At 41.7% G+C, this 12,807-nt stretch carries 6 protein-coding genes and 1 CRISPR repeat array; all 6 genes read right to left on the reverse strand.

All coding sequences use genetic code 11. The features are described from left to right. Positions 1–3: 3 nt before the first annotated feature. Positions 4–948, reverse strand: coding sequence for a type I-F CRISPR-associated protein Csy2 (gene csy2 / locus P3L44_RS13260; protein ID WP_140170713.1), 945 nt, complete (start codon positions 946–948; stop codon positions 4–6). Next, positions 945–2,213 carry a type I-F CRISPR-associated protein Csy1 gene (gene csy1 / locus P3L44_RS13265; RefSeq protein WP_153673536.1) on the reverse strand — a complete coding sequence of 423 codons (1,269 nt, stop codon included), beginning with the start codon at positions 2,211–2,213 and terminating at the stop codon, positions 945–947. Before csy1 ends, csy2 begins: the two co-directional genes overlap by 4 nt. A gap of 27 nt (positions 2,214–2,240) precedes the next feature. After that, complete coding sequence (cas3f, locus tag P3L44_RS13270) at positions 2,241–5,705, reverse strand: type I-F CRISPR-associated helicase Cas3f (protein WP_272661461.1); 3,465 nt, start codon at positions 5,703–5,705, stop codon at positions 2,241–2,243. Then, the gene (cas1f, locus tag P3L44_RS13275; protein ID WP_196725233.1) at positions 5,702–6,676 is read right to left on the reverse strand and encodes a type I-F CRISPR-associated endonuclease Cas1f; all 975 of its coding nucleotides are present in this window, start codon (positions 6,674–6,676) and stop codon (positions 5,702–5,704) included. The genes cas3f and cas1f overlap by 4 nt, the downstream gene beginning before the upstream one ends. A 211-nt stretch (positions 6,677–6,887) precedes the next feature. Further along, positions 6,888–9,797: a CRISPR direct-repeat array (repeat unit 28 nt; unit sequence TTTCTAAGCTGCCTATACGGCAGTGAAC). A gap of 284 nt (positions 9,798–10,081) precedes the next feature. Further along, positions 10,082–11,017, reverse strand: coding sequence for a flagellar hook-associated protein FlgL (flgL, locus tag P3L44_RS13280; protein ID WP_140170717.1), 936 nt, complete (start codon positions 11,015–11,017; stop codon positions 10,082–10,084). Between the two features lie 28 nt (positions 11,018–11,045). After that, positions 11,046–12,689 carry a flagellar hook-associated protein FlgK gene (gene flgK / locus P3L44_RS13285; RefSeq protein ID WP_094961176.1) on the reverse strand — a complete coding sequence of 548 codons (1,644 nt, stop codon included), beginning with the start codon at positions 12,687–12,689 and terminating at the stop codon, positions 11,046–11,048. Positions 12,690–12,807 lie beyond the last annotated feature (118 nt).

Below are 12,807 nucleotides of genomic sequence, written 5' to 3' on the forward strand. Positions count from 1 at the left end.
TAGTTACTCTCCACTCGAAATAAAGTTAGCTGCCACTTGTTGGCATAAATACAGGTTTTGGGACTCAACAAAATTAAATTCCCATAAAATTTCATGAATGTTATTCACGCGATTTACTAATACAAACTCCCCTAACGTGACCACGCTTTCGGCAAACCGATGTGGCACTTCTGAGTCTCGCTGGTTTTTTGCTTGCCCTAACGGGGAAATACCTTGATATCCAGTTGCTACTGGAACAATCCAGCCTGCCGTTTTACGTTGCGCTTGCCATTCAAATGACGCCTTGTTCCCATTTTCCTTTCCCACTTCAACGCAGTTATTTTCTACGACCAGATACCCCAGCAGGGCATCTATAGCATCTTGTCCTTCTTCCATGGCTTCAATCATCAGGTCACGACGCTCAATCAATACGTAGCCAGGCATCACACTATTCAATAAGCCTTGCCTATATTTCCCATCCGCATCTTCCGATGGCAGAATATATGCAGCGGGTTTACCTAATGACAGAATATCGCCACCAGCCAATTTCATTGTCATTACTAAATCATGGATAATATCTAGTAAGGGGGAATGTTCAGGTAGCCCTTCAATCACATCATTGTTTTTAATGCCATATTTAATCAATAAAGAAACGTCTAAATGGCAACGAGCCTCTTCGATAAATGCGGAGCGCGAGCCATCACTATTTAATGGATTGCCTGTTCCCACAATGGAACTAACATAATCATTAGCTCCACGATAGGTTTGTAAGTCACAGTCATGACTGACCATTGCGATAGAGTCGAGAACAATATCTAGTTCACTCACAACTCGGAGTTTCCGCTCTAGAGCATGCATAAAACCTAACCAGGCCGTCATAGCTGGAAAACCAATGGTATAAGGACTAGAGAGTGCATTCGCATTATGAATGTTTAAATGAGGCAATTTAAGTATATAAGTGGAACTCATCGTAATAGCTCCTTATTGATGGCAATAACGTCCGCAATAGCCGCCAACTCATCATCACCTAGACTAATCGCTTTTTTCCCCAGTACTTTTTTATAATGCCGCATAAATTGCTGGGCAATAAGGAGGATCACCCCCTCTAACCATTCATCTGAGTTATTACGCCCCTGTTGGTCTGGAAATAACCAAACTTGTTGCACTTTGGCGAGTTGGGTCGGTAATTGAGCGCCATTTCGTTCAAACTCACGCCGGATCTCCCACATGGTTAACATAATGTAATCCAGATACTCTTGAATGCGCCTGTCACGATATTCAATAAAACGACTACCACGCTGTTCTTTCGGTAATGAAATTAAGCTATGAAATGCCTCTAACGTATCTTTTACCTGCCAAGGGTTTAGCGTATTTGAGAAGAAATCATGAGTAGGTAAACGCAGTTTTCGTTGAGTAATTTTTGGGGGAAGTGAGGGTAATAAATGGGCTTTACCTGCATTTTGATTATTGAGTACGGAAATATTTTGTGGCTTAGTCCCCCCGTAACCAATGGTAGTAAGACCATAAATTTCTTGATAGCCAATGTCGCTAAATTCCCCTTTACGTTTTAAATCTCGCAGTGCTTTAGTCTGTTCAGAAAATCGAATCGCATCAATGCGTTCGCGTAGTTCAAAAACCAAACCAGAGGGGGTTAATGGGGATAATAAGTGATATTCGCAATCCTCTAACCAAACAGGAAAATAAACTTGTTTGATTTTAGAACTTGTCACTACCGTATTGTCTGTCACAACCATAGCGAGAAAACCATCCCGCATAACGTGATAGCTTTCATCCCCTTGGTTAAGTAACTCTTTTGCTAATGGAGTTTCATCCTTAATATGAGTCAATAATGTTTGGCCATCTTGTAATTCAAGTGTGAGGAATTTATATACATCAAGGGCTGCCGCATTACCTAATGCATCCGTTTCCACAACAACGTTTCCGGTTCGTAAAAAACCATCATTTTCTTGTTCACAACTAGCAAGTATCGCAGTGACATAACCATTTTTGTTCTTTCGGGAACTTGGGTGGCTAAAGGTGCAAGGGTGAGTAGATAATGATATTTGCCCTGCCCGTTTTGCCGCATTCGGCAACCACTGTGACAATGAAAAAACGACATCACATTCCTGTTGCAATTGCAGCATCTCATCGTCACCCATCGATGCCTTTGCATTTTTTTTAAGCCATCCCTCTTTGCGCTCAGCAAAAAAGGCCTCTATTGCTGGATCTAACATAGTAAATGGTCCTTGTGACTGAAATTTTTACTCGGAAACATTAAATGTGCTGAGTCCCATTTGGTCGTTATAATAAAAATGAATCCCACTTTTTTCATGTGGTGAAAAACTAATTTCGCCATAACGCCGAGAAAGTTGTTCAACTGACTGGTATTCATTTTCACGGCCTTCTAATGATTGCTGATAATCACGTACTAGCCATAACCTCTCTTTTAATTGTTCTGCAAGTGGCTGAAAACCTATCCCATATTCATTATTTTTATTTACCCAACCATTGTCATTATCATATTCACAGAAATAAGATTCATTTTTTGCTGATAAAATCAGCGACAAACGTATTGTTGGCTCGCTTTTTCTAAATGAAAAAAACTGCTGAGAAAGCGCAGTTAATCCCCAAGCACCGCAGGTATATCCCCAAAGCGTGGTCGGCCTATTTAACGGAGTCTCTACTGTTTGAGAGAACAGACGTGAACGAGTGGCCGTTTTTGGTTTAAGATCGGTAGTATCGCCCATCAATCGTTCGATTGATGCATGTTCTAGACAAACTAAATTGGTGGTTTGCTGCTTTTTCCAGTCTGGAATAGGTTGAATTCTAGGGATCGCATCAACGGATTTCAGCAGTTGTTCTTCATCCACCAAGTCACATAAATTATGAGTAGATAGGCGTAAGTTTAAATTGCCATTTTCATAACCAGGCTTACAAAAAACATCCTGAGGTTTTTCTTCGATAAAGCCCTTCCAGTTATATTGCAATAACGCAATATTGGGATGGATAATTTCGCCCTCTCGGTGCCGACGTACTCGCCCTGCCATTTGAATTATAGAGCGATAGGATGACGGTTCGATCACCGCCCAATCAAAATCGTGGTCTCGCCCCACTTCCTCCACAGGCGTTGCCACTAAAATAAAAATAAGGTGTTTAGCTTTATCTTGCAGGTGAACCTGATCGATATGCTTTCGAATTATGGAGTTTTGGAAAGCTTCAGGTTGTTCCCCTGCTTTTTCTTTACGTTTCAATACCGCATCAAGGTGTTTTTCTTGCTCATGACGTAACAACAATACTTGCTGACTATGGTAAGCCATAGCACGAATTTCTATTTCTTCAGGCCATTCATTAGCTAATAAATAATGGGTTAGTGCAACACAAACTGAAATATTGGCAACACGTACTACCCCAAAAGAGACTTGCAATTGAGTTTGCATCTCAGTGCAAGAATGGGCTTGGTGCAACCCGAGAATTCCTTGCTGAATAGATGAAAAATATTGCGTTTGTCGGTCACCTCCCTGCCCTTTTTGCATCGGCAAAATAAATGCTTTTCGACGTGCGACCAATGATTGTAAAACTTTAATACGTTTTTCAATAAATGCATGATGATATTGACGGTAATGTTCAAGCGTTGCAGCGTCATCTCTCGCTGTGATGGTGGCAATTTGGCATGAATGAACACATTTATCTTTTTTCTCGTCATATCGCCCCTCATCCACCCAAATGCAGCCCACTTTCAGTGACTTTTGCTGACTCAGTGCATAAATTCGCCAACCTAATTGGTAAGCTTTGAAATAGAAAAGTGCCAACGTTGGCGGGATAGTTGCAGAAGAGATCATGACCTTTCGACCCAAAGCCCCCGCTAAATAGACTAAACGCCCAATCGCTTTGGGATCATCCCCCGTGAAGTCATCAATCTCATCAATGATTAAGTCAGATGACATTAACCGTAAATAGGAAAGGATATAGCGTCCACCACGGATGGTTTCTGTCGCTCCCATCATGTGGTCAATAGTGCAAGCTAAGATCGGAGCATAGAGCAAAGCTCTATCTTTTGGCCTCGTCAATACCGTTGAAAGTTCTTCCTCCGGTAAACTGCCTTGCCAGTTTAATTCTAGTCCTTCATCATCAAAAAGGCTCTCTTGGGACTCAGAACCCGATCCCGCTAATTGATGCTCTTCTTTGATTGATTTTTGTTCTTCAAGAGGCTCTTGATGCAACTCTAATACCGCTTTGGAGCCAATCAATACGGCAAGGTTGTCATCTTTGACGCCTAACCGGTCACGATATTCATCCCCTGTTTGTAACGTCAATGTACGAAGCCCTAACGCTAGAATAAATCGCAAACTTTGTTTATCTTCCGCTAGCGCTTGCATAATTTTAGCATTGGCGACTGTTTTACCACAGCCAGTACTCGCCATATTAACAACAAAATACCCTTGAACTTTATCTTGCTGTTCTTCTCGATATTGGTAAATGGTGCTAACTGTATCTTCCTGCCAGCTAAATTTACCGGCAGCATTTTTATTGTGCTTAAGTTTGTTAATATCACTTGCCACAGGCGGTTCTGTTGCGAAAAATGGTAAATATTCTGTGACATTTGCCGCAACACTAGCCACATTCACCAAGTGTTCATCGAGCCGTTGCTTGTATTCGGTTTGCCCATGTAAACGCTGCGTATTGGCATATAATGGAATACCTGACTCCCATGTTGAATCAGCTTCTTTTGAGGAATAATTGTGATCCCCTAACATCAAACATAAGCGTGCCTGTTCCACGACTAACCGCCAACAGCCATTCTCTATCGCTTCATTTAACAAAGGGAGCTGGTGTTTAAGGTGCTCTGCCGCCTGACTTAATGTTTGTCGCCATACTTTTGACTCACTCAATAAGCCATATGGGAATTCAAAGCATTGATTAATGCGTTGTGAATATTCATCTTCATTATAGTAATTTTGGTAGCCCCACTGTTTATCCACTGTCTCTAACAGTTTTGCTAACGAATCACAGGCTTTATCTGCATAGAATAAACGTTCTTTATCATTCGCTAAAAACGGTAATCTATGATGAGAAACAATCAACCAAACCAATAACGAGGCCGCATCAGGTAACCCAGATAATGGTAATGCCGCTTGTTGATTTTGTTTAGCCCACTGTTGTAACTGCACTTCATCCCATTGCTGTGTGACTAGCGCATCAAGCCAGCTTTCATCCCGTTGCGGCTCTACTTGGCTTTTTACCAGCGCACTAAATAATAATGATGAAACCCATTCGTGGCGCAGCGGATCCCCTTTAAAAGGGGTTTTAACATGTGGGTTTAATTTATCTTGAAACAGTTGTGAGGCTTTTCCCCAGTCATGGAGCAATGCAGCTAAACGCGTTAATGCATTGATTAACGGCAGATACTTCCAATTATTTTCACGCTCACTACCCAACAACGATTTTTCTGTGCGATTAACCGGGACGTGCCCTTCTGAATTAAATTTATTTCTGTTCCCAACAACCCAAAGTAATTGGCTGCGCGAACGAGAGCGTATCCAGTGGCAACTTACCGCAGTATTACGACTGGCACTACGACGCAACAACTTCTGAACCATTTGCAAACCTTCTTGGGTGATCAAGGTTTGCCATGTGTTATCACCAATTCGGTTAGCAAAAGCATCTAATACTCGTCGAGTTCGTTTTAACGCGTGCTTTTCACATTGGGAAACAAAAGTAACCATCATAGCGGTGTTACCTGTTGCGGGTTTTCCACTGGCGGTAATGCCAATGATTTTACGATATCGAACATAAAATCAAGGGACTGATGGTCAACAAAGGACTGTAATATTTGCTGGCGGAATTCTTGATCGCTGGCACCTTCTTTACCACAAATAAATGCCCATGGTAAAACGATAGCATCTTTAATTAAGTCAGCAATATCAAATACTAAAGCGCCTCTCCGTGTTTTACCGTGCATTACCGCAAAGCCATGGGGGATCCCTAATACCCATAAGCAACTTGCAGCTAATCCATAGGCCAAATAATTGCCATGATTTAAAAAGTCATTCGCTTTGACAGCCGATTGGTGCTGACGAGTAAAATTTTTTTGCCCTGTATTATTCGCAGCATACTTATATAAGGTTTTAGTCAGTTGAGCTTCCGTAAGCAGTAGCTCTTGCGTGTTTTTGGCAGCATCTGTGCGCTGGTGAAAAGTGTTTAACGCCGATTGAATAGTACTGTCGTTATAAATAAACCCTTCATTTTGTAACTCACGAGAACTTTGCCATACTTGTTGTAAGTATTTGATGCGTGACTGTTGTAATTCTTTAGCAGCCGCTAAACGTTTTTCATCATCAAACCAAAAGGATAACCACCCTTGCAGGTATTCCGTTGGTCGATACTCCCCTTGTGGCGTTAACCATTCTACTTCGGTAGACATATACAGCGGTGTACCGCCGCCGCCACAAAAGCCAACTAATACCCCTGCTTGAGATAACATTCTCATTGCTGCTTGAGTAATAGAGGTTCCAGTGCCCAGAAGTAAGACCGTGGTATTTGCGATTGGAATATTAAAATAGAGGTTTTCGTTTTTAGCTTCAGTGAAATAAAGAACACGGCCGTCTTTTTGCATAACTCGGCAATGTTCCAAGTAATACATATTGGCGCGTTTCGAATGTAAAATAGTTTTTAATTCACTTGGTGAAAAATCGTCCATAATAGTTGGATTCTGTCCTTAAATAATAAGATTTTTGAATCAATCTATTAGAATAAGCTTTATCCCACGAAACAAGTCCTTGTTTTCAACCAAAGCCAAATTTGCGAAGGGTTTCACAGAATGACCAGTAAAAAAATACTCACTGATGCTCTTTTTATACCATCCTTGTGACCATAAACCTGATTATCTTTATACATAAAATCGATAGCGCTTTCTAAGCTGCCTATACGGCAGTGAACATTTTGATGCACAGTCATCATCAACTACGTCATTTCTAAGCTGCCTATACGGCAGTGAACGCTTTTTCATTTGTAAGTTCCGTTGTGTGTTTTTTCTAAGCTGCCTATACGGCAGTGAACATCAGATAGAAAAAACAGATCGTGTTGTTGGTTTTCTAAGCTGCCTATACGGCAGTGAACGGCTTAATAATTTCAGTGCGTATTTCTCTGGGTTTCTAAGCTGCCTATACGGCAGTGAACGATGCACTCATCATGGCGTCATTCATTTCAATTTTCTAAGCTGCCTATACGGCAGTGAACGGACACGGAAGAAAATCTCGCTACTGCAATCTTTTCTAAGCTGCCTATACGGCAGTGAACAGTTTTATTGCTGCATCACCCATTAACTCATCTTTCTAAGCTGCCTATACGGCAGTGAACTATCTGCCGATACATAATCAGTGCCGATTTTATTTCTAAGCTGCCTATACGGCAGTGAACATTTCCATTGCAGACTGAAGGTATTCTGACTTTTTCTAAGCTGCCTATACGGCAGTGAACATATATAACTTGCCGCTTTTCAGCTCTTCTTTTTTCTAAGCTGCCTATACGGCAGTGAACACTTAACCAGAGCGATGCTGAGTTAGTAGCTCTTTCTAAGCTGCCTATACGGCAGTGAACGCCACCACGTAAACCCGCTACGCTGAACGCTTTTTCTAAGCTGCCTATACGGCAGTGAACGCTAACAAAGAAGAGTTATCTAACATCAATGCTTTCTAAGCTGCCTATACGGCAGTGAACTTATAGCATTTTCAGATGCACTAACAAATATATTTCTAAGCTGCCTATACGGCAGTGAACAATCTAAACAAGGAGAAGTTATGACTCAGCAATTTCTAAGCTGCCTATACGGCAGTGAACGGCCAGTTTGATGGCGGTTGCTTTATCATCAATTTCTAAGCTGCCTATACGGCAGTGAACCGTCCAACCTGTTAAACCATTAGCCCCTAACTTTTCTAAGCTGCCTATACGGCAGTGAACCATATCATGCGGAACGTTTCAATCTGCTCAGTTTTCTAAGCTGCCTATACGGCAGTGAACAGCACAGCAGCATCTGGATTTGGTCTTCCAGTTTTTCTAAGCTGCCTATACGGCAGTGAACGTGTAGGTGTTATTGGCGACTCGATTACTGACTTTCTAAGCTGCCTATACGGCAGTGAACGTTTAATGGATAAAGACGCCCTAACTCAACGATTTCTAAGCTGCCTATACGGCAGTGAACCTCACTATTAATAGCGATATGAATGATTAAGTTTTCTAAGCTGCCTATACGGCAGTGAACAGCATTAAATCATTGGGTTATGCGGTTAAACATTTCTAAGCTGCCTATACGGCAGTGAACGTGGCAACGCTGAAATCTCTTACAAAATTTAATTTCTAAGCTGCCTATACGGCAGTGAACATTGGAGTGAAAACGAAGGGAAAAGGATTATTTTTCTAAGCTGCCTATACGGCAGTGAACTTTTAATCCACTGACGAAAAAATGGTCAGAGTTTTCTAAGCTGCCTATACGGCAGTGAACAAAGTACCAATGCGAAAATTAATCGCTTTAGCTTTCTAAGCTGCCTATACGGCAGTGAACGCTCAAGAAGATGCTGCAAAGCAAGACTGGGCTTTCTAAGCTGCCTATACGGCAGTGAACCCAATCTCACCATTTGACCCGTCATTCTGAATTTTCTAAGCTGCCTATACGGCAGTGAACGAAGCTTTGTCTGTTCATATGGATAGATTAATTTTCTAAGCTGCCTATACGGCAGTGAACGCTCAACGAGACCGCGGACTTATTCCCCTAAATTTCTAAGCTGCCTATACGGCAGTGAACTGTATAATACTCCTGGTCTAAGTGCTTATAGTGTTTCTAAGCTGCCTATACGGCAGTGAACGTTGTAGCTGCAAGCGGTCCAACGGGCGGTGATTTCTAAGCTGCCTATACGGCAGTGAACACATACTTATCAACAAACTCAACTTTCGGAGCTTTCTAAGCTGCCTATACGGCAGTGAACCCCGTATGAAGCATCAGCCGCTAAAAAAGAGTTTTCTAAGCTGCCTATACGGCAGTGAACCTTCGCGATTGCCAAATGGGCGCGGGTCGTCGTTTCTAAGCTGCCTATACGGCAGTGAACTATTTCAACACATCAAGATCTGATGTTGTTAATTTCTAAGCTGCCTATACGGCAGTGAACAGAAACGGGCAGAAACTTCTGTAGATCAGCAATTTCTAAGCTGCCTATACGGCAGTGAACCGGATGAATATGGATGGTTACGCATACAGACCTTTCTAAGCTGCCTATACGGCAGTGAACATCGTGCCGAAGTTCGTTCTATCAATGCCGCTTTTCTAAGCTGCCTATACGGCAGTGAACGAAATCGGACATGATAGGTGATGGTCTGGCATTTTCTAAGCTGCCTATACGGCAGTGAACGAGGCGTATCGCAACAATGACCTAATCAGTCATTTCTAAGCTGCCTATACGGCAGTGAACTTGGCCAGATTTGGCTGAACGATGATCTGATTTTTCTAAGCTGCCTATACGGCAGTGAACTGGTTACTGCATCATTCACACTACGCCTTAAATTTCTAAGCTGCCTATACGGCAGTGAACACTTTTAAGTTGTTTGTACTCTAATTCTATTGTTTCTAAGCTGCCTATACGGCAGTGAACTGGCACACTGCATAACCCTAGCATTCTAGATATTTCTAAGCTGCCTATACGGCAGTGAACGGAACGGCTGTGAAGTTAAAACCATGGCAGATTTTCTAAGCTGCCTATACGGCAGTGAACAATATCTACTTAGCGAAGCTGCACATTCGCTATTTCTAAGCTGCCTATACGGCAGTGAACTATAACAAAAATAGATTAAAACAAATAAAAACAACTGACTAGCTTTAAAATACAAAAAATACCTTTGTTTTTAGTGAATCCTATAACTAATTGTTAAATCAGCGGATTTTTAAAGAGCAAAAATGAAAGGTCAAATAAGGGTAAAACAAAAGCAAATTTATGCAATATAAAAAAGACACAATAATAAACTCAAATCCCCTTTTTGTGGTGACTAAAAACCCCCCAAACAAAAAACCGCGCTTGAATGGCTCCAAAGCGCGGTGAGTAAAAAGAATATTAAATAATTAACGGCTGCCGAAAAGTGACATGCTATTTAAGTCTTTGAAAATACTTTGTGAAGCTTCAAACATCGCTTTTTCTTTATAATAATCTGTGGTGGTGCCAGTCCAATTTGTTTCTAACAACTCACTTTTACGGGCTGCGTTTTGAATCGAGCGCGTGTCAGCTAAAAAATTCAATTTATCAATTTCTTGTAATTGTAAACCTTGCTTAGCTTCAATATTGGAAATTTGATCTAATGCGGATTTAATGGCACGGTTCGCTTCACCCAACTCAGATTGCGCTTGGTCTAAATCTGCTTGTGGTGCGCCTTGCAGTGGTTTTTTCAGTGACTCAATACCCGTATTCAGTGATTTGAAAATATTCACAACACCTTTACTGTCCGTATCAAACACTTGCGCGCCGGTGAAATAAGTCGTCATCTCACGGTCACTCGCCACATTCTGCATAATCGCTTTGTCGCCACCGTGATAAAGCACTTCGCCGTTAGCATCAATTTCAAATGGCGGTTTATCTGATTTAAAACCTGCGAAAATATATCGACCATTCCCATCAGTCGAATTACCTAACGCCACTAATTGTTCTTTCAAACCCGTGAGTTGCTCAGCCAAAGTATTACGGTCTTTATCGCTTAAAGCACCTTGGTTTGATGCCTGAATAATGGTGGTATCAATTTGCGTCGTCACATCTGTCATCTGAGTCAAAATACTCATCTGCAATGTCATTCCCGTTTTCGCAAATCCACGGCTTGCTACATATTGTTGGTTACGGTTTTCTGACTGGTTAATCCGCACCGCTTGCGAAGACGCTTGCGGGTCATCAGAAGGCTTGCTTACACGCTTACCAGAAGCTAATTGACTTCCTGCATCCATCCAACGCGCTTGAGCACTGTTCATGTCTTGTAAGCGTTGGTGATAAATCATGTTGGTACTTAAACGCATCGCTAAATCCTTATCCTATCGCTAATATTTAGAATGCACGCATTAATGCGTTAAATAAATCGTCCACCGTTTTTAATACTTGTGCATTGGCATTGAAAAACTGTTGGATTTTCTGCATCTGAATACTTTCTTCATTCATATTCACGCCCGAGATAGCTTGCTCTTGCTCATAGAAGCTCTCGGTCATTTTGTTCTGTGTTTCAGAATCAATTTGCGCTTGTTTAGTTTTACTGCCCACATCATTAACTAACGTCGCATAGAAATCAGAGAACGTAGAACTACCATCAATCAGTTTTTCGTCTTGCAGTTTAACCAGTTGTTTAATGTTTTCATTATCACCTGGGCCACTGTCTTTACTTCCAGCCGCCGCAAAATCGGATGCATTGCTGACCAAGGTCTGCATACCGTTGATTACACCACTTACTGGTTTTACCAAGAATGAGTCACCTTTTGACATACCCGTACTGTTGCTGATTTTGATCTCTAAACCATCAAACTTCAGTGTACCTGCCGTATTTGAATCCACAGGAACATTAATACCTTCTGGCAAACGTGTGACATTCCATTCATTGCCGTCAAAGCGCATTTCGTAGTTATTACCTGTGACTTTAGACACATCGCTATAACTGAGATCAAAGTCTGCTTTACCACTATTATGAGTGTTGCTAACAACAGAGCCTTTACCAATTTCAAAGAAGTCTTTACCGGTGTTGCCGTTGGCATCGTACCCCTTGCTGTGCACTTCATTGAATTTGGTCGCAAAAACCAATGCTAATTTATTGAGTTTTTGATAAGCCGGGTCCATAACTTCTTGACGAGAACGCAAGATACCGCTGAGTTCCCCACCACGGAATGACTCATCAGGAATTTCCCGTGCTTGGCCATTCGCGCCCACAAAGCCAATGCTAAAACGGCTATCATCTTTAGAAGAAGGGACGGCTTCTAAGCGATTCGCTTTTTCACCCGTGACTAACGGTAAGCCATTGGCAAACGTCACGTTATAGTTTCCGTTTTGCTCAATAACCTTCACACCAACCAATGAGTTAACTTCATTGACCAAACGGTCACGCACATCTAATAAGTCGTTAGGCTCAGAACCACTCACAGAACGGATCCGAGAAATTTGTTGGTTTAAACCCGCAATTTTTTCAGCGTAAATATTGATATCTTTCACTTTATTTTCTATCTGGTGATTAATATCCCGTTCCATTTCCTGCAAACGACGATCCGCTTCTTTAAACTGGCCTAATAATGCATTTGAGTTTCCTAAGAAAACGTCAATCAAGGTTTTGTCACTTGCATCGCTGGAGGCAGCGTCTAACGCGGTGAAGAAGCTACCGATATTACTTGAAATATCTTCAATATCATTAGTAAGCAAATCATCAACTTTATTGCAGTTCTTAACGTATGCCTCATAGTCACCGCTACGTGCGCGGGATTGGCTGTACTGCGCATTGATAAATTCATCAAACTCACGGCGAACATGGCTGAAATAAGTGCCGTTACCAAAATAGCCATTAGGTGTCATCGTACCGGGATTCTCCCCGAAAACAGCACTTTGGCGATGATAGTAACCCACACCAGCGTTGGCTAAGTTGTTAGAAATAACACTTAACCCGCCTTGTGCAGCGTTCACACCACTGAGCGCATTATTCATTACATTGTTCAGCATAAGCTTTTCCTGTTCTGGATGCTTATCGCCATCATTGGCTGACACAATGAGAGCGATAGCAACGCAAATTATTTAGTGCATATTTGGTTATCGGAAATTCAGCGTAATTATTTAGTCC

The sequence above is a fragment of the Providencia sp. PROV175 genome (genome assembly GCF_032707045.1).
GTDB classification, from domain to species: domain Bacteria; phylum Pseudomonadota; class Gammaproteobacteria; order Enterobacterales; family Enterobacteriaceae; genus Providencia; species Providencia hangzhouensis.

Bases quoted from the DNA above. Each gene is read 5' to 3' on its own strand.
- csy2 (WP_140170713.1), bottom strand. From the start codon at position 948: ATGAGTTCCACTTATATACTTAAATTGCCTCATTTAAACATTCATAAT.
- csy1 (WP_153673536.1), bottom strand. From the start codon at position 2,213: ATGTTAGATCCAGCAATAGAGGCCTTTTTTGCTGAGCGCAAAGAGGGA.
- cas3f (WP_272661461.1), bottom strand. From the start codon at position 5,705: ATGATGGTTACTTTTGTTTCCCAATGTGAAAAGCACGCGTTAAAACGA.
- cas1f (WP_196725233.1), bottom strand. From the start codon at position 6,676: ATGGACGATTTTTCACCAAGTGAATTAAAAACTATTTTACATTCGAAA.
- flgL (WP_140170717.1), bottom strand. From the start codon at position 11,017: ATGCGTTTAAGTACCAACATGATTTATCACCAACGCTTACAAGACATG.
- flgK (WP_094961176.1), bottom strand. From the start codon at position 12,689: ATGCTGAACAATGTAATGAATAATGCGCTCAGTGGTGTGAACGCTGCA.